The organism is Flavobacterium supellecticarium, assembly GCF_004801375.1.
Lineage (GTDB): Bacteria > Bacteroidota > Bacteroidia > Flavobacteriales > Flavobacteriaceae > Flavobacterium > Flavobacterium supellecticarium.
On record NZ_SSNZ01000002.1, the window covers coordinates 689,114 to 710,128 of the forward strand.

A 21,015-nucleotide genomic window follows, 5' to 3' on the forward strand; every position below is an offset into this window, starting at 1 on the left:
GAAAGGGATATGAAAATAGTAATCAGAATAGGACTGTTGCTAACGCTTTTGGGTATCGCATGGTCTTGCAGTCAGGAAGAATTTATTGAAAAAGGCCAGGGAATCGTTAAGGGAAGAGTCGTCGAATCGGAAACGTTTACACCCATTGCCAACGCCCGGGTATCGTCCAGTCCAAGTACTAGTACGGTTTTTACCGATTCGTCGGGTTATTATACCGTGACTCAGGTGAACGAAGGCGATTATTCGTTCGAAGCCCGAAAAGACGGTTATATCGCCAAATTCGAGGCGGTACACGTAAACACCGGCGGAACGACCGAAATGGTTTTTGAACTGGTGAAACAACAACAAAATAATTTGCCGCCAACGGTTCCGGTGTTGACCACGCCAACCGATAATGCGTTGGATCAGTCGCTGGAAGTAACCCTTAAATGGACGTGTACCGATCCGGAACAGGATGCACTTACCTATAAGGTTACGCTACGAAACGATACGAGCAATAGTGTCGTGACCTATGATGCTATTACGACGACCAGCTTTACGCTGACGAATCTGAATTATAGCACCAAATATTATTGGCAGGTTACGGCGAACGACGGCATTAATGCAGATGTGAACAGTCTTACGAGTTCGTTCCGAACGCTGATGTTTCCGAATGCCCGGTATCTTTTTGTTCGGAAAGCCGGTGACAACAATGTGATTTTTACCGCCGATGATGCCGGAAATGAATTGCAGATCACCTCAGATGCAACCAATAGCTTCCGACCGCGCAAAAACACCCAGGCCAACAAAATTGCGTTTATCAGAACTACTGGCGGACAAGGGCATATTTACACGATGCGTCCCGACGGTTCCAGCGAATTTAAAGTGACAAGCAATGTTCCGGTGGCTGGGTTTAATCTGGATTATTACAATTACTGTTGGCGCGCCAATGGTAGTCAGCTGATTTATTCCAATTTCGATAAACTCTACCGAATTAATGCCGATGGTAGTGGCTTAATCCAATTGTACCAAACACCAAATGGGAAATTTATATCGGAATGCGACTGGAGTTACGACGGCAATCGTATTGCGCTTAAAGTGAATGATCTTAGCGGTTATAATGTTGAAATTTATGTGATTGATATGTCCGGAAATGTCGTTGCAAATGTGTTATCCGGCTTTAATGGTGCCGCCGGAGGCTTACATTTGTCTGTAAATAATACCAAACTGGTATTTACCCGAGACGTTTCCGGTTACCAAAGTAGCGATTACCGTCAGTTGGACAACCGCATATTTATGTACGATTTTACAAACAGTACAACAACCGAAGTCGCGGTGCAACGTCCGGCCGGATACAACGATCTGGATGTACGCTTTTCACCAAATGAAGCCGAACTGATCTTTGTGAGTACGTCCAACGATGGCGTATCGCCGCGAACGATAACAAAATATACGATGGGAACATCGAATTCCCGGACAGCACTGTTTAGCAACGGTGTGATGCCCGACTGGAAATAAACGTCCACCTCTTTCTTTTGGTAAAGGTGTGTCTCTTGAACATTAGGGGCGCACCTTTATTATTTTCGCGAATAAAACGCCGGAATACTTTTAAAATTCACCGGAATATCGTTAATTCGTTACTGTAAACTACTGAAATGAGATCGTTTTTAGCCCTTTTTCTGTTCCTTGCGGCCGCGTTTAACGCATCGGCACAGGAATCATTTGTTGTCTATTTCGAAAGCAACAAACACGAACCAAATAAAAAAGAAATGCTCCGACTGGAAAGCTGGATGCAACAAAATGCCACATCCAAAATCGTCGCGATTAACGGCTTTACCGACGAAGATGGAACCACGGCCTATAACGATACGCTGGCTCAGAAACGGGTGTCCTTTATTTATGATCTGGTAAAAGAAAAAGTAAAAACCCGTGACGATTTTAAAACGCGCAGTTTCGGGGAAAGTCATAAACAATCTAAAATCAAAGCCGAAAACCGGAAAGTAACCATCCATTATATTTTGGCGAAAGACCTGTCGCGGGAAAATGAAATATTAGGAATTAAACCGGTTACCGAGGTCAAACGAGTGGAATTACCGCTTGATGCTTCATTGACCATGCGCGTGGAAAACGCCCGGGTTGGGGACAAACTAAAACTCGAGAATCTTAATTTTTACGAAAATACCTTTGCTATTTTACCCGAATCCCGACCGAAAATGTTTGAATTACTGGAGATCATGAAAAAGAATCCGAAACTAAAAATCCAGATTCAGGGACATATCTGCTGTATGCCAAACGATCGGGCCGATTTGTCGACCAAACGCGCCAAAGCCATCCGAATGTTTTTGGAAGCACACGGAATCGATAAAAGCCGGGCGACCTTTAAAGGATTCGGAAGTACACAACCGATCAATCCGCTACCGGAGAAAAATGAAGAAGAGCGCGCGGCCAACAGAAGAGTGGAAATTGAAATCATAGAAAACTAAGCGGAATATTTTCAAATCCGCATTTTTTTCAAATTCCACATTTTAGAGTATCTTTGCGGGACAACAACACACACAAAATACATGAGTTCTGATACGAGTAAACGTTACAGTTTAAGAGGCGTTTCTGCCGCCAAAGAAGATGTGCATAACGCCATTAAAAACATAGACAAAGGGCTTTTTCCAAAAGCATTCTGCAAAATAGTACCCGATTACCTGACCAATGACGCCGATTATTGCTTGATCATGCATGCCGATGGTGCTGGTACAAAATCCTCATTAGCGTATTTATACTGGAAAGAAACCGGCGATATGTCCGTTTGGAAAGGCATTGCACAAGACGCTTTGATTATGAATATCGACGACCTGTTATGTGTGGGAGCGGTCGATAACATTATGCTGTCGTCTACCATCGGACGAAACAAAAACCTGATTCCGGGTGAGGTAATTTCGGCCATCATTAACGGAACTGAAGAACTGATCGCCGAATTAAAATCGTTTGGCGTAACCATTCATTCCACCGGAGGCGAAACGGCCGATGTGGGTGATTTGGTACGTACCCTGATTGTCGATTCGACCGTAACGGCACGAATGAAACGCGCTGATGTGATCGATAATGCCAATATTAAAGCCGGTGACGTAATTGTCGGTTTGGCTTCTTTCGGACAGGCAACGTACGAAACCGAATACAATGGCGGAATGGGAAGTAACGGACTAACATCGGCACGTCATGATGTATTTCATAACTACCTGGCGCAAAAATACCCGGAAAGTTTTGATGCTTCCGTACCGGCAGATTTGGTGTATTCCGGAAATGTAAAACTAACGGATGCGGTCGAAAACGCACCGATCGATGCCGGAAAACTGGTATTGTCGCCTACGCGGACGTATGCACCGGTGATCAAAAAAATACTGGAAAAATACAACGCTACTCAAATCCATGGAATGGTACATTGTAGTGGTGGGGCGCAAACTAAAATCCTACATTTTGTAGAAAACCTACATATCATAAAAGACAATTTATTTCCGGTGCCTCCTTTATTTCAATTGATTCAGGAGCAATCCAAAACCGATTGGAAAGAAATGTATCAGGTGTTTAATTGTGGTCATCGTATGGAATTGTACGTGCCGGCCGAAATTGCAGCAGACATTATTGCGATTTCAAAATCGTTTAATATCGAGGCACAAATCGTAGGACGCGTAGCAGCAGCCGAAACAAAAAAGCTCACGATAAACAGCGAATACGGACAATTCGAATATTAATAAAATACCAAAAAATCCCTCAAATGAGGGATTTTTTTTATAAGGAATACCACTAAAAGAAATATCTTTGAAGGAAACAAATTGACTATGAAAATCAACTTAAAAACAGGAATAGCCGAACTGGTTTTCGGAATGAAACAGCAGGATGTGGAAGGGGTTTATGGCAAACCGGACCGTCAGTATAAAGATGATGATAACAACATCATTTACCTGTATAACGACAAGTATTTACGCCTTACGTTTTATGAAGATGAAGATATGAAATTGGGCTATATTATCGGTTCGCATCCCGAATTGGAATTATTTGACGTCAAACTGATCGGTAAGGATATTAAAACGGTACAGGAAGCGATTTTAGCAAAAGGAATCAAAGACTGGGAAACCGAAACATTCGATACGGTGGATAACGTATTCAACGAAAGCAACTGGCTGATTTTACAATCGGAATTTGGAAAAATCATCCGTGTTGAGGTTGGTGCGATTATCAACGATAAGGACGAATTCGACTGGAAATTCAAATCAAAATAGGCGATGACAGCCACAGAGATTGTACAATCCATCCAGCCATTGCCGGAAAAATCCCTGCAAAAAATCCTTGATAAACTGTCGGAAGTGGCCTATCCCAAAGGCCATCATCTGATTGAAAGCAATAAAATCGAAAACGATATTTATTTTATCAAAAAAGGAATGGCAAGGGCATTTTGTTATACCAGTGATACCGAAGTAACCTTTTGGTTTGGTCGGGAAGGAGGGGTTGTACTGTCATTTAACAGCTATATCTTTGGGAAAACAGGATACGAAACAATAGAACTGCTCGAAAATGCCGAATTATACCATATTAAGGCATCCGAGTTAAAAGCGTTGTACGAAGAAGATATCCATATCGCCAATTGGGGGCGAAAACTCAGTGAATACGAACTGGTCAAAACGGAAGAACGACTCATTTCTCGTCAGTTTAAATCGGCTTTAGAACGCTATGAAGAATTGATAAAAGGCGATCCGGAGTTATTAAATCGGGTATCGTTGGGACATATTGCGTCCTATTTGGGCGTTACTCAGGTCACTTTAAGTCGGATTCGAGCCGAAATTCGCTAGCTTTTTTATCATTTGTTAAAAAATAACCGATTAAAAAAACGGAATTTTGCAGTCTAAAATAAATGCAAATGAACTGGATTTTAATTGTTATCGCCGGACTGTTTGAAGTAGGATTCGCTTCTTGTCTTGGAAAAGCCAAAGATACCACCGGAAATGAATCCGTTATGTGGTATTCCGGATTTTTTATCTGTCTAACCATTAGTATGTTGTTATTGATCAAAGCAACACAAACCTTACCAATTGGTACAGCTTATGCGGTGTGGACCGGAATAGGTGCAGTAGGTACCGTATTGGTCGGCATTATTTTCTTTAAAGAACCGGCCGATTTCTGGCGATTGTTCTTTATTGTGACCCTGATTGCCTCAATCATCGGATTAAAATACGTATCCCACTAAGAGCAAAAACTTTAAGAAATATTTAAAGCCGTCTTCCGTTTAATTTTACATTGTTGGAAGTAACTTTGTATAGCATTAGGTTTTATAGTGCTTAACAAAGAAAAGATGAAAGACAATTTTTCAAAAATAGCATCGGAATACGCTGTTTTCAGACCGGGATATCCACAGGAAATTATCGACTATATAGTAGCGTTGGCGCCACGTACGGAACAGGCGTTGGACATGGCTACGGGAAACGGTCAGTTGGCCCGGAAGTTAGCTTTATATTTTGATCAGGTGTATGCGACCGATATCAGTGCTCAGCAAATTGAAAATGCCGAAAAAGCAGCCAATATCACCTATAGCCTGCAACCGTCTGAAAAAACCGATTTTACCGACAAACAATTTGACCTGATTGCGGTAGCGCAGGCGATACACTGGTTTGATTTTAATACGTTTAACAAGGAGATTTACAGAATTCTGAAAAATGATGGGATTTTTGTGGTATTGGGTTACGGATTGCTAAAAACAAACCCGAAAACCGATGTCATTATTAAAAAACTATATAAAGAAATTTTAGGTGACTATTGGGATAAGGAACGGCGGTATATCGACGAGAATTATAAAACGATTCCATTCCCGTACGAAGAAATCAAAACCAGATCGTTCGAAAACCATTACGAATGGGATTACGAACAATTGTTAGGCTATCTGGGAACCTGGTCGGCCGTACAACATTATAAAAAGCAAAATCAAACCGACCCGTTGGAACTTATCCGGAAAGAACTGAAAACATCCTGGAAAGAAAGCGATAAAAAAGTAACATTTCCACTACTTTTGCGGATAGGAAAATTACAGAAAACACTTTAACGACTAGTTATGCCGAGAATAGTAGCCATAGATTACGGACAAAAGCGAACCGGAATAGCGGTAACCGACGAATTGCAGATTATCGCATCGGGACTTACAACCGTTCCTTCCGAAGAGGTAATCGCGTTTTTAAAAACATATTTTGAAAAAGAAGACGTAATAAAAGTACTGATTGGAGAACCCTTACAAATGAACGGTCAGCCGTCTGAAAGCACTCCGGTAATCGAAGCTTTTGTAACCCGGTTTAAAGCGGCTTTTCCCGACATGAAAGTGGAGCGTGTAGACGAACGTTTTACATCAAAAATGGCTTTTCAGACCATGATCGATAGTGGATTAAAAAAGAAACAACGACAAAATAAAGCCCTTATTGATGAGATTTCTGCAACAATTATGCTTCGGGATTATTTAACTCGAAAAATGATTTAGAAAAAAACTATAATTTACTAAAAGTGCGTTTTGCATTGTAAAGGTTGGAAAAAAGTGATAGTTTTTTCAAACTTTCTAAAGTAACTTTGCACTTTAAAATACTGCGATGACTACTACAATACAAAAAACTGAGGCCGATGTGGTCTTAATTGGAGCAGGAATAATGAGCGCAACATTAGGACTACTACTAAAAGAACTACAACCAAACTTAAAAATTGAAATCTTTGAACGTTTAGATGTTGCGGCTGCCGAAAGTTCGGATGCCTGGAACAATGCCGGAACAGGGCACTCAGCGTTTTGTGAATTGAACTACACTCCGGAACTGGAAGACGGTTCCGTAGAAACCAAAAAAGCCGTAAAAATCGTGGAATCCTTTGAAGTTTCCCGTCAATTCTGGGCCTATCTGGTAGAACAGGGATTGTTGGATAATCCGGAAAGTTTTATCAGAAGCGTACCGCATATGAGCTTTGTTTGGGGCGAAAAAAATGTAAAGTACCTTAAAAAACGATTTGAGGAACTACAAAAATACCATCTTTTTAAAGGGATGGAATATACAGAAGACCCGAACCGGATTCGCGAATGGGCTCCTTTGATCATGGAAGGCCGTAAAGGAACCAAAAAACTCGCGGCTACCTCGATGAAAATCGGTACCGATGTGAACTTTGGAGCGTTGACCCGTAGTATTTTTAATCACCTGCAAAAACAGGACGGTGTAAAAATGCACTTTAATCACGAGGTAAAAGATCTTAAAAAATACGAAGACGGAAGCTGGAAAGTAAAAGTAAAAGACGAAACCAACGGACAGAAAAAAAGAGTAAAAGCGAAATTCGTTTTTATCGGAGCCGGTGGCGGATCCTTATTATTACTGGAAAAAGCGAATATCCCGGAAGGAAACGGTTTTGGTGGGTTCCCGGTAAGCGGACAATGGCTAAAATGTGTGAATTCGGAAATCATCGAAAAACACCAGGCCAAAGTATACGGAAAAGCATCGGTTGGCGCGCCACCAATGTCGGTTCCGCATATCGATACGCGTATGATCGATGGAAACAAGGCTTTATTATTCGGACCGTATGCCGGATTTTCGACCAAGTTTTTGAAAAATGGATCGTATTTCGATTTGGCACAATCCATCAAATTAAACAATATCAAACCGATGCTTTCTGCCGGTATTAAAAATATTCCGTTGACGAAATATTTAATTGATCAGGTATTTCAGTCCTCGGAAGATCGTTTAAAAGCCTTAAAAGAATATTTACCGGATGCGAAAAAAGAAGACTGGGTATTGGAAAATGCTGGTCAGCGTGTACAGGTAATTAAAAAAGACAAAGAAGGAAGAGGTGTTTTGGAATTCGGAACTGAAGTAGTGAATGCAGCCGATGGTTCACTGGCGGTATTACTGGGCGCTTCTCCGGGTGCTTCGACTACCGTTTCGATCATGTTGGATTTGTTGGGACGTTGTTTCCCGGAACAATTGGCAACTCCGGAATGGCAATCCAAACTAAAAGAAATGATCCCTTCTTACGGTACTTTACTGAATGATCAACCTGAATTGGCGGATTCATTACGCGCCCATACGGCTAAAGTATTAAAACTGGAAAATTAGAGTATAGTTTAAAATAAACGAATAAAAACCGGCACTGTTATAATAGTACCGGTTTTTTGTTTTATACCCGACAGGTTTTTAAAACCTGTCAGGTATGGATAAACGTTATTCCGCATTTTTATTTTTTAGTGCGATAGTAGCTTTTAAAATATTTTCCGAAAGGTTGGTCAGCCAGATTAATTGTTCGATAACCAATTGCGCTTCTTCCAGTTTTAGTTTAAAGTCGACATCATTTTCCAGATCTTCGTGAAGCTCTTTCGCCCGAATGCTTTTTAATTCCGAAAAACTGACTTCCAGTTTGGTGCGTTCTTCTTCCGAAAGCAAATCACTTTTCGTATTATTCAATACGGCAATCGCCTGATCAAGATTTCGAACCACGGTATTGACCACAATATTAAAAGCCTCCGAAGCCTTAGTGGTTTTATGGGACTGCACATAAGTACCTATCGATGCCAGCGACGACAATAAGGTATGATTAAGTACGGCCAGTTTAAAAACCTGCGACTTCTGACGCTGTTTGGATTTCGGTTCCTGAATCATACGCTGAAACGAAGCCATCAGGTTTCCGATTTCAATAAAAGCATGCTTTCGCGCCAGTTTATACGACGTGGTTACATCGCCTTTTTTATTGTAAAAAGCACTGATTTCCAATAAGTATTCCCGGTTGGCGGCGATCGCTTTTTCCAGAAAAGTCTGTACATTCAGGAATTCCCAGGACGGCCATAGCAGGTAACTAGCGGTAAAGGATAGCACCGCACCTACAAACGTATCGAGAATACGGTATTGAATTACTTCGTTTACATTTGGAGTTAATATGCCGTAAATAAAAATCACATAAATCGTCACAAAAGTCGCTCCGATTTTATAATTGGTATTCGAAAACGTAAAACCCAAAAGCATCGAAATCACACACAAAACGCCTAATATCGTATGATTGTTGGTGATATATAGGAAACCGAAAGCGATAATACCACCTAAAACAGTTCCCAATATCCGTTCGATGGAACGCTGTTTCGTAAGCCCATAACCCGGACGCATGATCACCACAATCGTTAACAGGATCCAATACGGGTTTTGAAACGGTAAAAACTGTCCGATGATATAACCCAGTAACAACGTGATTGTCATCCGTAGGGAATGGCGGAAAAACGTAGAGGAAAAACTCAGGTTTTCGACCAATGTATTCCAACGGTAATTTTGGGGTGTCAGGAATTTTTCAATGTCCTTGTTTCGGTTTTTATAATCCTGAAGGTTGATGGAATCGGAAAAAACGCGTTCCAGTACCTTGATTTTTTCAATCTGACGTTCGGCATAATGCAACATATTGTTAAGCATCAATACGCCTTCATAAGCTTCGGCTTTACCCACGTTTTGTTCGTAAGCTGCGATAACTTTTTGCAACGCCTCCAAATCTTCCAATAGCGAATGCCGGGACGTATATTTGGTGCCTTTTTCGATGCTTCGGGCAATTTTCTTCAGACTGGCGGCAAGGTTATACGCCAGATTCTGATAGGTTGCCAATACTTTCTGATGCTCGGCAAACTTTTTATGTAATTTATCGTAATCGAATGCTGTGGATAAAGCGAGTTCCAAAATATCGACCATCGTGGTAAACACGATCAGCATCTTACGGTTATGATTCGAGTTGGACGAGCTGTTGTTTCGGATTAAAAACTCGCGTAGATTCTCGTGAATTGTATTGATTTCAACCTGTAAGTGCAATTGCTTTTCGATGATTTTAGATTTATTGGCATCGATATTCCAGAGATCACCTCTCAATTTCAGATATTTTGAAGTCAATCGGATACAATCTACGGTGAGCAGTTCTACATAGCGTTTCGGTCGGATAAAATAGAAAAGCAATGAAATCAGAATATAAAAAAGACCACCAACGGCAATCCAAATACTGTGCATGATCAAGTCCCATCCTTTATAATCGTGACTGAAAGCCAGTGCAATAGCGATAAGTCCTGAAAAAGCCACCAGATTCGCCCGTTGCCCATAGGCCGACAACATCGAAAGGAAAAACAGCGTAATCCCCATCACCGGATACAAAACCCAGGGATTGTGACTGCAAGCGCTGATCAACAAAGTACAACCGGCACCGAGAAAAACCGCCACCAGCAAACCGTTTATTTTGTGTTTCAGATTCCCATGGATATCACTCGGAAACGCCATAATCGTTCCCAACGCAACGGTAAAACCAATATTGGAATAATCCAGTTGGGCAAAAGCGATAAATGGAATTACAGCGGCAAGGGTTACTTTAAAAGCATTCGTGAAGTTGGTACTGTCGATGAATTTTCTAATTTGATATAGCATTGTCACAGTGTTAAAAGCAAAGGTAGAAAATGTAAAAAAAGTAAGCATAAAATTAAGAATGATTTTGCATAAAAATGTTTAAAAAAAGTCAAATCCGGAGAATCGATATCGGAATCTGTAAAAAATCATTACTTTTGCGCACGGATTAAGGGTATGATTTTTGCTTTTAATTCACGTAAATCCTTTAAAATAAGAATAATGATTTTACCTATTATCGGATATGGTGATCCCGTACTGCGCAAAGTATGTGAAGAAGTGACGCAGGATTACCCTAAGTTAAAAGAAACGATAGCAAACATGTACGATACGATGTATAATGCCTATGGCGTTGGCTTGGCCGCACCGCAGGTAGGAATGTCAATACGTATTTTTATCATCGATTGTGAGCCGTTTAGCGATAGTGAAGATCTGACACAGGAAGAACAGGAGCTGTTAAAAAACTTCCGCAAAACGTTTATCAATGCCAAAATTCTAAAAGAAGAAGGCGAAGAGTGGGGATTCAACGAAGGTTGTTTGAGTATTCCGGATGTCCGGGAAGATGTATTCCGTAAAGAAAAGATCACCATCGAATATTACGACGAAGACTTTAACAAGCATACCGACGTGTACGACGGATTGATTGCCCGGGTAATCCAACACGAATACGATCATATCGAAGGAATATTGTTTACCGACAAAATTTCATCGTTGAAAAAAAGATTAATTTCAAAAAAATTACAAAACATCATGGAAGGCAAAACGCGTCCGGATTATAAAATGAAATTTATTGCCAAAAAAGGGCGATAATTTTTGTTTTTCAATTCAAAGATTAGATATTTGTCATCCTTTAAAAAAATAGAAAAATGAGCATCGAAAGAATATTAGCAATTTCAGGAAAACCAGGTTTATACGCATTAAAATTACAAACCAGAACCGGATTTGTAGCCGAATCATTATTAGACGGTAAAAAAATCACGGTTGGTTTGCGTAGTAATGTAAGTTTACTGTCTGAAATTTCAATCTATACCTATGATGGAGAAATCCGTTTGGCAGAAGTTTTCAGAGCAATTGCTGAAAAAGAAGACAACGGACCTGCAATTTCACACAAAGAAGATAACGCAACATTGGAATCTTATTTCAGAGAAGTATTACCGGAATTTGACGAAGACAGAGTATATGCTTCCGATATTAAAAAAGTATTGAACTGGTACAATATGTTACAAGCAAATGGATTGGTGTCGAAAGAAGCACCGGCCGAAGCTGCAGAAACAGAAACTGCTACTGAAGAATAATTGCGGAAACAGCTATAAAATAATCCTGCCTTCGGGCGGGATTTCTTATTTTTACACAAATTCTGAACCTATGAACACACGGCAGCAGCAACTGGACGCTTTTAATCGTTTACTCGATATTATGGAAGACCTACGGGCAAAATGTCCCTGGGATAAAAAGCAAACGCTGGAAAGCCTTCGGCATCTTACAATTGAAGAAGTTTATGAACTGGGCGATGCGATTCTGGACAACGATCTGGACGAAATCAAAAAAGAACTGGGTGATGTGTTGTTGCACATTGTTTTCTATGCTAAAATCGGAAGCGAAAAAGAGGCGTTCGATATCGGCGATGTAGCCAATTCGATCTGTGACAAGCTCATTGACAGACATCCGCATATCTATGGCGATACGGTCGTAGAAAACGAAGAACAGGTTAAACAGAATTGGGAAAAATTAAAACTCAAAGAAGGTAAGAAATCCGTTTTGGAGGGTGTACCTAAAAGTCTGCCGGCACTGGTAAAAGCCAGTCGGATTCAGGATAAGGTAAAAGGTGTCGGTTTCGACTGGGAAGAACCGCATCAGGTATGGGATAAGGTTCAGGAGGAACTGGAAGAATTACAGGTTGAAGTGAAGAAAGGGGATCAGGATAAGGTGGAAGCCGAGTTTGGGGACGTGTTGTTCTCGATGATTAATTATGCTCGTTTTCTAAATGTAAACCCGGAAGATGCCTTGGAGCGTACGAATAAAAAGTTTATCAAACGTTTCCAGTATCTCGAAAGTAAAGCCGCCGAAATGGGGAAACCATTAGCCGATATGACATTGGCCGAAATGGATGTTTTCTGGGAAGAAGCTAAAAAACACTAAAATGATCGCACAAACACCGGAACCACCGTATTATGCGGTGATTTTTACATCCGAACGAACGGAAATTGACGATAATTATGGTGTGACAGCCGATCGTATGGTCGAACTTGCCAAACAGCAACCCGGTTTTCTAGGAGTGGAATCGGCACGGAATGCGATTGGTATTACGGTTTCCTATTGGGCCGATTTGGAAGCGATTACCCATTGGAGAAAAGACATTGAACATACTATTGCCCGCGAAAAAGGGCGTGCCGACTGGTATCGTGTTTTTAAAGTGCGTATTGCCAAAGTGGAACGTGATTATGGTTTTGAAAAATAAAAGATAACAAATTAAAACATGAATAAAATTACTCTACTGTTTTTATTGACAGTTAACGTTCTTTTTGCACAAAAAAATATAACCGTAGCCGAAATCGCTTTACAGGTAAAACCCGGCACAACGGAAGAATTGGTTTACGGTTTTGCCGAAGGCGATCAGATTTTGCTCACTTTTGAAGAGGAAAACGGAAAAAAGTTAAACGAAGTGTCGGTTTCGGAATTTCCGGACATCCTGAAATTTAAAGTGATGGATGTCAAAAAAGTAAAAAAGCAGACCGTTGTGGTAAATCATAAAGCGGTTTATAAATTCCTGTTTAAAAATACCGATAAGGAGCCGAAGCAGCTTTCGGTACTGATACAGCGTACACCGGCAACTGAAGAAAACCGGAATTTTAATACGACGGTCAAATGGGTAACAGAACAGGACACGACCTGGAATTCGTTTACCAAAGAAGTTGTGGTGGGTTATGATACGTTATATGTTCGTAAAACCCGAAAGGTAGTTACTTTCGAAAAGAAATATGAGGAAATGGTAGTGGACAAAAGTCAGCGGGTGAGTGCCAAAACGAGTCTGGATCCGAGTCAATCGGGGATCTTTTTTGCACTACCGGGGAATTCCATCACAGCAGACGAAAGCAAAAAAGTAGTGGCCTGGGCGTATTGGGTTGGCGTTGGAAAAGAAAGCAATGATTATTGGCAACAAAACCGTAAGGTCATTGTAGGTGCTGTTCAGGGCGCAACAACGATTTTTACCAGTCCGTTAGGTGGACTAGCGGCCGGAGCGGTGACCAATCTGGCATTGCCGTCTATTGGTGAAGATGTGGAATATGCATTGGTAAACGAAGAAAACAAAAAGTTATACCTTCAGGGGAAACCGATTAAATCCTACGATTTCGGAAAAGGAATTGCTACCTCGAAACGCTTTACCGAACCGGGAATGTTACAGGGGAAATTTTATGTGATGCTGAAAAATGACAACTACGTACAGCCTATCGATGTGAATGTAAAAGTGTCGGCTATTGTAGAACACAAAAAGTTTAAAGAGGAGACCTATATGGACAAACAGATCAGTCCGAAATATGAAAAAAAGATATTGTCCGAACCGAATATCGTAACCCGGAAATTCCCGGCAACGTTCGATTATAAACGGAAATAGGAAGAGAATAAAGAGAAAAGAAGCAGGAATTTCCTGCCTCTTTTTGTTTTACACCTGACAGGTTTCAAAAACGGGTCAGGTGTGAAAAATAAGATTATATCTTTTTAAAGATCACAATTCCATTATGACCACCAAAACCGAATGCATTACTCATCGCAACATCCACTTTTTTCTCAAGTGCCTGATTCGCTACGATATGAATACCTTCCGGTATATTTGGATCAACGTCATCTAAATTGATCGTTGGCGGAATAATACCGTGATTAATTGCTTTAATCGACAATATGGCCTCGATCGCACCGGCCGCTCCTAACAAGTGTCCGGTCATCGATTTGGTTGCACTTACACTAAGATTCGGACTATCGGCAAATACTTTTTTAACAGCGGTTAACTCGCTCACATCACCAACAGGAGTGGAAGTCGCGTGCATGTTTAGATAATCCACCTGATCCGGAGTCAATTGTGCTTCTTCAAGAGCCAGTTGCATTGCTTTAGCCGCACCGATTCCTTCCGGATGCGGTGATGTCATATGATACGCATCGGCTGTCATTGAAGCACCTACGATTTCCGCATACATTTTAGCCCCTCTTTTTACCGCATGATCATAATCTTCAAGGATTAAAGCTCCGGCACCTTCACCCATTACAAAACCGTCGCGATTCATGTCAAAAGGACGACTCGCCGCTGCCGGATCGTCATTGCGGGTCGACATGGCTTTAAGGGCGGCAAAACCACCCATCGAAGCCGGTGTAATTGGTGCTTCCGAACCACCAGTGACAAACACTTTGGCTTTGCCCAGTTTGATATAATTATAGGCATCCATGATGGCCGTATTAGACGTCGCACAAGCCGAAACCGTCGTATAATTAATGCCGCGCAATCCGTATTTCATTGAGATCATTCCTGATGCCATATTGATAATCAACTTAGGAACAAAAAACGGACTAAAGCGAGGTGTTCCGTCACCTAAAGTATAGTCGCGTACTTCATTTTCGAATGTCTCCATTCCACCTTGTCCAACACCCCAGATTACACCGATATCAAACGGATCGATTGTTGTTAAATCCAATCCCGAATCTTCCATCGCCTCAGCGGCACTATATAAGGCATACTGTGTAAACAAGTCACTACGCTTGATTTCATTATGGGTAAGATAATTCGATGGTGTAAAATCCTTTACCTCACAGGCAATCTGCGATTTGAATTTCGAAGCGTCGAAACGTGTTATTTTGGAGGCTCCGCTAATTCCTTTGATACTGTTGTTCCAGAATTCGGTGACCGTATTTCCAATTGGGGTAAGCGCCCCAAGTCCTGTAATTACAACTCTTTTCATTATTAATGGTTTTCTACTGATAAGTATGTTTAAAAATCTACGTTTCCTGAATATTTTGCTGAATCACCTGGCAAACATCGTTTTGCAATACCTTGTTTAAAAGCAAAGAAGCCAATAACGACGACTGGATGCAATAGGCTTTTGCTTTTGGAGTTTCCGTAAAATGAAAACTACCATCGGCTTTTCCTTTTTCCAGTAAACCGGTGAGCCATTGAAGGATACTTTCGGCCATTTCTTTTAGCTTTTGCTGCATTTCGGGCGATAAGGTATCGTGTACCGGAGACAAAGCGCCCATAAGGCATACCCAACGATTCTCACGGGTTTTATTATGCATACAGGTATACTGATGCAATTGCGTCTCATACGGTAATGCTTCCCATGCGGCAATAGTTTCCTTAAATCGTTCCGTTGTATGATCAATAACAGCTGCGCCCAAATCCGATTTGGAGGGGAAATAGTAGTGTATGGCCGCGTTTTTAATGTTCAGTTCTTTGGAAATATCCGCATAACTAAATGCATTATAGCCTTTTGACCGGATCAATTCGTCGGCAAGCCGGATAATATGGGATCGGGTATCCTTCATCGGGACAAAGATATAAATTTTACTTATTAGTAAGTAAGTATTGTAATTTATTTTATATCGGTGCGCAACAAGTTGGTATAACCTTTTGCTAATAAGCGGGTTTTATCGTGATTCCAGATTTCGCATTGGGCATTTACGATTTGTTTTCCTTTTTTGTTGATGGCGGTTTCGGCAATGATCACATCGTTTTCGCGTGCCGATGCAAAATAATCGATCACATTATTAATTGTCGGATAAAAATAAGGCTCATTATAGGAAATCAGCGTCGCACCGATTGCATCGTCGATCATGGCAGCGATAATGCCACCGTGTAGTGTGCGATACGGATTTGTCATTTCGTGACGTATGGTATATTGGAAAACCAGTTTGCCTTCTTCCACTTTCAACATGGTTGGTCGAAGCCAATTCATAAAAGGCGAGGGTGAAGTACTGACTTCCTTGCCAATATGTTGTTTTAAAAAATCAAAAGCGTCGTTTTTCATAAGATAAAATACGATTACAATTTTTCAAGAACTACTGCCGATGCACCGCCACCGCCATTACAGATAGCCGCTACACCATAGCGACCGTTTTCCTGTTCCAATACGGATAATAAGGTTGTGATGATTCGGGCGCCGGAAACCCCGATAGGATGACCCATTGCCACCGCGCCACCGTATACGTTTACCTTTTCGGGCGAAAGACCAAGAATTTGCTGATTAGCAAGAATCACAGCCGAATACGCTTCGTTGATTTCAAAATAATCGATTGCATTCAAGGATAGCTTTGCCTGTTCCAAGGCCTTTGGAATTGCAAGCGAAGGCGCAGTGGTAAACCATTCCGGGGCTTGCGCTGCATCGGCATAACCGATAATTCGGGCAACGGGTTTTAGATCGTATTGCGCTACCGCTTCGTCGGATGCCAGCAAAATAGCGCAGGCAGCGTCGTTTAGGTTACTCGCATTGGCCGCGGTTATCGTACCGTTTTCTTCAAATGACGGCGCCAGTTTTGCAATTTTTTCCGGGATGATTTTATAAATATCCTCATCGTCAGAAATGATCCGGGTTTCCTTTTTGTCTTGTATGGTGATCGGAATGATTTCGTTTTTGAATTTACCCGATTGGGTCGCTTCGGTGGCTTTGCGATAGGATTCCAACGCATATTCATCCTGTGCTTCCCGACTGATATTGAATTTTCGGGCGCAGATTTCGGCGGCATTTCCCATATGAAAATGGTGGTACGGATCGGTTAGTCCGTCTTTTAAAAGTCCGTCGGTTACCGTATCATGTCCCATTTTGGTTCCTTTTCGATGTTGGATATAATGCGGAACATTACTCATGCTTTCAAAACCTCCGGCCAATACGATTTGATCAATGCCTAATTGAATTTGTTGTGCGCCCAACATAACCGCTTTCATACCGGAAGAGCAAACCTTATTGATCGTTGTACAATCTGTTTTGTCCGGAATTCCGGCGGTTAATGCAGCTTGTCTGGCTGGCGATTGTCCGAGATTGGCCGAAAGGACATTCCCCAAATAAACGGAATCAATAGCAGTTGGCGGTACTCCGCTTTGTTCTAAAAGCCCGGTTATGGCGATATTACCCAATTCGGTCGCACTTAGTGACGATAAACTACCCATAAACCCTCCAATAGGAGTACGTCGGGCTAAGATGATGTTTACATTTTTCATAAAATAATTTTATACCGATCGGTATATTTTTGGTTAAAAAAAATCAGAGTTCTACAATCAGTTTTCGAAGCGTCTGCATGATGGAACGGTTATGGTTTAGTTTTCCAGTTAGTTTGATCATCATACGCGAACCTTCGATCAACGCAATAATTGCCAATGCATTTTCTTCGGCATCGGTTTCGGGTTTAAATTCCCCTTTTTCTTTTCCTTTGTTAATAAGATACGTCAGGGAATCTTTCCAATATAATAAGGCCTTTTTGGCGGTCTCTTTTAACGGCGGATGCGTATCGTCTGCTTCGATAGCAGTATTCAGAATCGGACAACCGCCAGCCGGGAAATCGTGCTTAGCGAAATCTTCGTATAAATCCGGATAGCATAACAATTTGTCCCGATAGCTCTTTTTTTCGGCAATGGCGCGGATCACAAGACTACTTACTTTATTCAGATTGTGTTCCAAAACAGCCAACGCAACCTCGTCTTTATTTTTAAAATTCCCGTAAATGCTCCCTTTGGTCAAACCGGTTGCATAAGTAAGATCCTGTAAAGAAGTACCCCAAAATCCTTTGGAATTAAAGACCGGAGCGGTTTTTTCGATAATAAATTGCCTGGTTTTTTCAGCTTTGCCCATTCGTACGGATAAAAAACAAATATATACCGATTGGTATTATTTTGCAATACTTTTAATTTAAAATTAGTATTTAAAATGGTGTTTCGCCTATTTTGGTACTGATAAAACCGCAAAAGACCATGAAATTATCCGATTATATCATTAATAGACAAGCAATCAGGTTAATTGTGATCGTTTTCGCAATAGCATATAAACTAAAGCAAAAACCGACATAACAGCGGTGGTATACATAATAATAGGGATTTTGGCGATAACATCCTGATAATACCATCCGGCACAAAGCGCGCCAAGACCAATACCGGCTTCCAATGCGATATACATCGTAGCCATGGCTTTTCCACGATGATCCACATGACTCATATCGACAGTCCAGGCGTTTAAAGCCGGAGATAAAATACCGGTTGCGATACCATAAATAGAAGAACCGATCATCAATCCGGTAAACGTATCGGCATAACCGATGACCGCCAACGAAACGAACAATAAAACCAGTCCAATATTGATCACGCGGATGCGTCCGTATTGATCGGAAGCTTTACCGGCTATAAATCGGATCACTAAAGAGGCGATCGTATACACCATAAAAAACAAACCTTTATTCTCAATTCCCATATGCTGACTCCAATCCGGGATAAGCGTCAGGATCGCGCCATAGGCAATATAAGACAGAAAAGTAACAATAGCGGCCGGAAGTACTTCGACGGCTATGATATCCTTTCGGGAGATTTTTAAAATGGAAAAACGAAAACGTTCTTTGTCCTTAAGCGTCTCTTTCATGTTCAGTAAAATCAAAATCGACAACAGCGCAAACAGGGAAGAGGCATAAAACAGTATATTCATTGAAAAATAGAGCTTTATCGAACTCCCGATTGCCGGTCCGATTGCCATTCCGGTACTAAAACAAAGTCCGTGTAATCCAAGTGCTTCGCCCCAACGTTCTCTCGGAATAATATCGGCCACATAGGCAGCCGTAGCGGTAGGCTTAAAACCGGTTGAAAAACCATGTAGTAATCGCAGAAATAAAAAGCCGGAAACCGTACTTAAAACCGGATATAGGAAACCACATACAAAGCAAACGATAGAACCGGTAGCCATAACGGGAACGCGTCCCATCGTATCGGTAAGTCGGCCGCTAAAAGGCCGTGAAATACCGGCAGTAAGTGTAAATAAAGCTATGATCAAGCCTTTATATTCCGCACCGCCCATACTACTCAGATATTCCGGTAGTTCGGGGATAAGCATATTAAAACTGGCTGAAAATAGTAAAGAACTCAGGCATACCAAGCCGAAGTGAATATTGTAAATAGGATGGGAGGGCTTAGTAATCATTTCCGATAAAGATTTTAAGCACGCAAAAATACGAACTAAATACGAGACCGGAAAAAATAGTCCGACCTATTTGGAGGCACGACCGACCAGTTTTCGATTGTTCCGTTTGTTAAAAAAATGAATTGAGATGTGTTTTAGGTCGTTGATCTGTATTTTTTGTAAGGTGATTTTGGTTATGTTTTGTTTTTGTAAAACTTTTTTAGTTAAAAAAATAGCGGAGTTAATTATTTTTTTTTATACTTTTAGGAGTAAGTTTCAACCATTAAAATTATAACTAATGAAAAAGTTAACGTTAACCCTTGCTGTATGCGGAATGTTATTCGCAACATCGTGTAAAAAAGAAACACCAAAACCGGAAGAAGAAACAATGGAAGTAGCGCCACCACCGGCACCTGCTGAAATGGAAGCTGACACCAATTCGGATATGGCGAAATTGGAAGCTGACGTAAAAGCGGCTGAAAAATCGTTAGAAGAAGCGAAAGCTAAAGGTGACAAAGCGGCTGAAAAACTAGCTCAGGAAGCTGTAGACAAAGCGAAAGCGGCTTGGGAAACAGCAAAAACCAAAACTGTTGAAGCAGCTCAGGACGTAAAAGATGCGGCCAACAAAGCAGCTGAAGACGTTAAAGCGGGAACTGAAAAAGCGAAAGAAGACGCTAAAAACGCTATGGATAAGTTGAAAAAATAATTCAGAATAAACCAAAAATGAAAACCGGGATGTGAATCCCGGTTTTTTTATAGTTTTAATTTTAAGGTGTTGATATATAGTGTTTTGTTGAATATTTTTTTAAATTTGAAAAGACTAAGGCGATAGCGCCAATGTCTAATTGTAACCTTATAAACGAATGATCATGAAAAAAATACTACTTCTTTTTACAGGTTTACTTCTTGTGGCCTGTAGTGACGATGCGACTACGGTTGCAAGTGCTCCACAGGATCAGAATGTCAATTTCCAGTTGGTTGGAAAAGGAAACCTTTATGGCGGCAGTTCTGAAAATATTAGCCAGCAAAATTTAGTGATCAATTCACAAACGGAATGGGATGCCTTAAAAGCAGCGATGGATGCCGTTAATAATACGACCTATCAGTTTACACAAACGGATGTTGATTTTGAGCACTATCAGGTATTGGCTATTTTTGACGAAGTTAAAATGAGCGGCGGATGGACGATTGACATCACCGATATAGCCGAAAATCAACAAAACCTGTTGGTCAATCTGGACAATATCAAAACAGGCGATGCGACTACCGTGATTACACAACCCTTTGAAATTGTCAAAATCAAACGAACCGGGAAACCAATCGTATTTGAGTAATAAAAATCCGGAATAGCAATACAAACAGTATGAACCATTATGGCTCATTTTTGTTTTAAGATAATTACAAATACAATCGTTATTGTGTTATTATTGGAAACATAATGGTGAAAATTTGCGTATTCCGTCGTAAATAATGATTTTAGCGAGGCCAAACCA

At 41.0% G+C, this 21,015-nt stretch carries 23 protein-coding genes; 16 read left to right on the forward strand and 7 right to left on the reverse strand.

Annotated features, from left to right (window positions below; translation table 11 throughout):
- Window positions 1–9: 9 nt before the first annotated feature.
- The 9 genes from E6C50_RS07830 (at window position 10) to E6C50_RS07870 (ending at window position 8,090) form a co-directional block, all read left to right on the forward strand.
- Window positions 10–1,497: a carboxypeptidase regulatory-like domain-containing protein gene (locus tag E6C50_RS07830; protein WP_136402646.1), complete on the forward strand. Its 1,488-nt coding sequence runs from the start codon at window positions 10–12 to the stop codon at window positions 1,495–1,497.
- Between the two features lie 137 nt (window positions 1,498–1,634).
- Window positions 1,635–2,462 (forward strand): OmpA family protein, encoded by an 828-nt coding sequence (locus tag E6C50_RS07835; protein WP_136402647.1) that lies wholly within the window; start codon window positions 1,635–1,637, stop codon window positions 2,460–2,462.
- A gap of 81 nt (window positions 2,463–2,543) precedes the next feature.
- Window positions 2,544–3,722, forward strand: coding sequence for an AIR synthase related protein (locus E6C50_RS07840; RefSeq protein WP_136402648.1), 1,179 nt, complete (start codon window positions 2,544–2,546; stop codon window positions 3,720–3,722).
- Window positions 3,723–3,809: 87 nt separating this feature from the next.
- A complete protein-coding gene (locus E6C50_RS07845; protein WP_136402649.1) occupies window positions 3,810–4,250 on the forward strand; it encodes a hypothetical protein in 441 nt (146 codons plus the stop codon).
- Between the two features lie 3 nt (window positions 4,251–4,253).
- A complete protein-coding gene (locus E6C50_RS07850; protein ID WP_136402650.1) occupies window positions 4,254–4,817 on the forward strand; it encodes a Crp/Fnr family transcriptional regulator in 564 nt (187 codons plus the stop codon).
- A 68-nt stretch (window positions 4,818–4,885) separates the two neighbouring features.
- The gene (locus E6C50_RS07855) at window positions 4,886–5,212 is read left to right on the forward strand and encodes a DMT family transporter (protein WP_136402651.1); all 327 of its coding nucleotides are present in this window, start codon (window positions 4,886–4,888) and stop codon (window positions 5,210–5,212) included.
- 105 nt (window positions 5,213–5,317) lie between these two features.
- Window positions 5,318–6,061: a class I SAM-dependent methyltransferase gene (locus tag E6C50_RS07860; protein ID WP_136402652.1), complete on the forward strand. Its 744-nt coding sequence runs from the start codon at window positions 5,318–5,320 to the stop codon at window positions 6,059–6,061.
- Between the two features lie 9 nt (window positions 6,062–6,070).
- A complete protein-coding gene (gene ruvX, locus E6C50_RS07865; RefSeq protein WP_136402653.1) occupies window positions 6,071–6,487 on the forward strand; it encodes a Holliday junction resolvase RuvX in 417 nt (138 codons plus the stop codon).
- 106 nt (window positions 6,488–6,593) lie between these two features.
- A complete protein-coding gene (locus E6C50_RS07870; RefSeq protein WP_136402654.1) occupies window positions 6,594–8,090 on the forward strand; it encodes a malate:quinone oxidoreductase in 1,497 nt (498 codons plus the stop codon).
- A 105-nt stretch (window positions 8,091–8,195) separates the two neighbouring features.
- Here the strand turns inward: E6C50_RS07870 and E6C50_RS07875 are convergent, their stop codons facing one another.
- Window positions 8,196–10,412, reverse strand: a complete 2,217-nt coding sequence (locus E6C50_RS07875; protein ID WP_136402655.1) for an FUSC family protein — start codon at window positions 10,410–10,412, stop codon at window positions 8,196–8,198.
- Between the two features lie 198 nt (window positions 10,413–10,610).
- On the opposite strand from E6C50_RS07875, the gene def reads away from it, so the two are divergent.
- The 5 genes from def to E6C50_RS07900 all read left to right on the forward strand — a co-directional run bounded on the left by def (window position 10,611) and on the right by E6C50_RS07900 (window position 14,001).
- Window positions 10,611–11,198 (forward strand): peptide deformylase, encoded by a 588-nt coding sequence (def, locus tag E6C50_RS07880; protein ID WP_136402656.1) that lies wholly within the window; start codon window positions 10,611–10,613, stop codon window positions 11,196–11,198.
- A gap of 56 nt (window positions 11,199–11,254) precedes the next feature.
- Window positions 11,255–11,683, forward strand: coding sequence for a DUF5606 family protein (locus tag E6C50_RS07885; protein ID WP_136402657.1), 429 nt, complete (start codon window positions 11,255–11,257; stop codon window positions 11,681–11,683).
- Between the two features lie 70 nt (window positions 11,684–11,753).
- Entirely contained in the window at window positions 11,754–12,527 is a 774-nt protein-coding gene (gene mazG, locus E6C50_RS07890) for a nucleoside triphosphate pyrophosphohydrolase (RefSeq protein WP_136402658.1), read from the forward strand.
- 1 nt (window position 12,528) lies between these two features.
- Complete coding sequence (locus E6C50_RS07895) at window positions 12,529–12,846, forward strand: antibiotic biosynthesis monooxygenase family protein (RefSeq protein ID WP_136402659.1); 318 nt, start codon at window positions 12,529–12,531, stop codon at window positions 12,844–12,846.
- An 18-nt stretch (window positions 12,847–12,864) separates the two neighbouring features.
- Window positions 12,865–14,001 carry a hypothetical protein gene (locus E6C50_RS07900; RefSeq protein ID WP_136402660.1) on the forward strand — a complete coding sequence of 379 codons (1,137 nt, stop codon included), beginning with the start codon at window positions 12,865–12,867 and terminating at the stop codon, window positions 13,999–14,001.
- A 94-nt stretch (window positions 14,002–14,095) separates the two neighbouring features.
- Here the strand turns inward: E6C50_RS07900 and fabF are convergent, their stop codons facing one another.
- The 6 genes from fabF to E6C50_RS07930 form a co-directional block, all read right to left on the reverse strand.
- Window positions 14,096–15,334 carry a beta-ketoacyl-ACP synthase II gene (gene fabF / locus E6C50_RS07905; RefSeq protein ID WP_136402661.1) on the reverse strand — a complete coding sequence of 413 codons (1,239 nt, stop codon included), beginning with the start codon at window positions 15,332–15,334 and terminating at the stop codon, window positions 14,096–14,098.
- Window positions 15,335–15,371: 37 nt separating this feature from the next.
- The gene (locus E6C50_RS07910; RefSeq protein ID WP_136402662.1) at window positions 15,372–15,917 is read right to left on the reverse strand and encodes a TetR/AcrR family transcriptional regulator; all 546 of its coding nucleotides are present in this window, start codon (window positions 15,915–15,917) and stop codon (window positions 15,372–15,374) included.
- Between the two features lie 47 nt (window positions 15,918–15,964).
- Complete coding sequence (locus E6C50_RS07915; protein ID WP_230978974.1) at window positions 15,965–16,399, reverse strand: PaaI family thioesterase; 435 nt, start codon at window positions 16,397–16,399, stop codon at window positions 15,965–15,967.
- A 14-nt stretch (window positions 16,400–16,413) separates the two neighbouring features.
- On the reverse strand, window positions 16,414–17,586 hold the full coding sequence (locus tag E6C50_RS07920; RefSeq protein WP_136402663.1) for an acetyl-CoA C-acyltransferase: 1,173 nt from the start codon (window positions 17,584–17,586) through the stop codon (window positions 16,414–16,416).
- 43 nt (window positions 17,587–17,629) lie between these two features.
- Entirely contained in the window at window positions 17,630–18,214 is a 585-nt protein-coding gene (locus E6C50_RS07925; RefSeq protein WP_136402664.1) for a TetR/AcrR family transcriptional regulator, read from the reverse strand.
- Window positions 18,215–18,370: 156 nt separating this feature from the next.
- Window positions 18,371–19,543: an MFS transporter gene (locus E6C50_RS07930; RefSeq protein ID WP_136402665.1), complete on the reverse strand. Its 1,173-nt coding sequence runs from the start codon at window positions 19,541–19,543 to the stop codon at window positions 18,371–18,373.
- Between the two features lie 277 nt (window positions 19,544–19,820).
- On the opposite strand from E6C50_RS07930, the gene E6C50_RS07935 reads away from it, so the two are divergent.
- Together E6C50_RS07935 and E6C50_RS07940 are read left to right on the forward strand one after the other, a co-directional pair.
- The gene (locus tag E6C50_RS07935) at window positions 19,821–20,228 is read left to right on the forward strand and encodes a hypothetical protein (protein WP_136402666.1); all 408 of its coding nucleotides are present in this window, start codon (window positions 19,821–19,823) and stop codon (window positions 20,226–20,228) included.
- A gap of 163 nt (window positions 20,229–20,391) precedes the next feature.
- Window positions 20,392–20,856, forward strand: a complete 465-nt coding sequence (locus E6C50_RS07940; RefSeq protein ID WP_136402667.1) for a protease complex subunit PrcB family protein — start codon at window positions 20,392–20,394, stop codon at window positions 20,854–20,856.
- The last annotated feature ends 159 nt before the right edge of the window (window positions 20,857–21,015 follow it).

What these genes read in the sequence shown, in the direction of transcription:
- E6C50_RS07835 (WP_136402647.1), top strand. Translation starts at nt 1,635, where the DNA reads ATGAGATCGTTTTTAGCCCTTTTTCTGTTCCTTGCGGCCGCGTTTAAC.
- E6C50_RS07830 (WP_136402646.1), top strand. Translation starts at nt 10, where the DNA reads ATGAAAATAGTAATCAGAATAGGACTGTTGCTAACGCTTTTGGGTATC.
- mazG (WP_136402658.1), top strand. Translation starts at nt 11,754, where the DNA reads ATGAACACACGGCAGCAGCAACTGGACGCTTTTAATCGTTTACTCGAT.
- E6C50_RS07940 (WP_136402667.1), top strand. Translation starts at nt 20,392, where the DNA reads ATGAAAAAAATACTACTTCTTTTTACAGGTTTACTTCTTGTGGCCTGT.
- E6C50_RS07845 (WP_136402649.1), top strand. Translation starts at nt 3,810, where the DNA reads ATGAAAATCAACTTAAAAACAGGAATAGCCGAACTGGTTTTCGGAATG.
- E6C50_RS07855 (WP_136402651.1), top strand. Translation starts at nt 4,886, where the DNA reads ATGAACTGGATTTTAATTGTTATCGCCGGACTGTTTGAAGTAGGATTC.
- def (WP_136402656.1), top strand. Translation starts at nt 10,611, where the DNA reads ATGATTTTACCTATTATCGGATATGGTGATCCCGTACTGCGCAAAGTA.
- E6C50_RS07840 (WP_136402648.1), top strand. Translation starts at nt 2,544, where the DNA reads ATGAGTTCTGATACGAGTAAACGTTACAGTTTAAGAGGCGTTTCTGCC.
- E6C50_RS07885 (WP_136402657.1), top strand. Translation starts at nt 11,255, where the DNA reads ATGAGCATCGAAAGAATATTAGCAATTTCAGGAAAACCAGGTTTATAC.
- E6C50_RS07930 (WP_136402665.1), bottom strand. Translation starts at nt 19,543, where the DNA reads ATGATTACTAAGCCCTCCCATCCTATTTACAATATTCACTTCGGCTTG.
- E6C50_RS07875 (WP_136402655.1), bottom strand. Translation starts at nt 10,412, where the DNA reads ATGCTATATCAAATTAGAAAATTCATCGACAGTACCAACTTCACGAAT.
- E6C50_RS07925 (WP_136402664.1), bottom strand. Translation starts at nt 18,214, where the DNA reads ATGGGCAAAGCTGAAAAAACCAGGCAATTTATTATCGAAAAAACCGCT.
- E6C50_RS07850 (WP_136402650.1), top strand. Translation starts at nt 4,254, where the DNA reads ATGACAGCCACAGAGATTGTACAATCCATCCAGCCATTGCCGGAAAAA.
- ruvX (WP_136402653.1), top strand. Translation starts at nt 6,071, where the DNA reads ATGCCGAGAATAGTAGCCATAGATTACGGACAAAAGCGAACCGGAATA.
- E6C50_RS07895 (WP_136402659.1), top strand. Translation starts at nt 12,529, where the DNA reads ATGATCGCACAAACACCGGAACCACCGTATTATGCGGTGATTTTTACA.
- fabF (WP_136402661.1), bottom strand. Translation starts at nt 15,334, where the DNA reads ATGAAAAGAGTTGTAATTACAGGACTTGGGGCGCTTACCCCAATTGGA.
- E6C50_RS07935 (WP_136402666.1), top strand. Translation starts at nt 19,821, where the DNA reads ATGAAAAAGTTAACGTTAACCCTTGCTGTATGCGGAATGTTATTCGCA.
- E6C50_RS07860 (WP_136402652.1), top strand. Translation starts at nt 5,318, where the DNA reads ATGAAAGACAATTTTTCAAAAATAGCATCGGAATACGCTGTTTTCAGA.
- E6C50_RS07910 (WP_136402662.1), bottom strand. Translation starts at nt 15,917, where the DNA reads ATGAAGGATACCCGATCCCATATTATCCGGCTTGCCGACGAATTGATC.
- E6C50_RS07915 (WP_230978974.1), bottom strand. Translation starts at nt 16,399, where the DNA reads ATGAAAAACGACGCTTTTGATTTTTTAAAACAACATATTGGCAAGGAA.
- E6C50_RS07870 (WP_136402654.1), top strand. Translation starts at nt 6,594, where the DNA reads ATGACTACTACAATACAAAAAACTGAGGCCGATGTGGTCTTAATTGGA.
- E6C50_RS07920 (WP_136402663.1), bottom strand. Translation starts at nt 17,586, where the DNA reads ATGAAAAATGTAAACATCATCTTAGCCCGACGTACTCCTATTGGAGGG.
- E6C50_RS07900 (WP_136402660.1), top strand. Translation starts at nt 12,865, where the DNA reads ATGAATAAAATTACTCTACTGTTTTTATTGACAGTTAACGTTCTTTTT.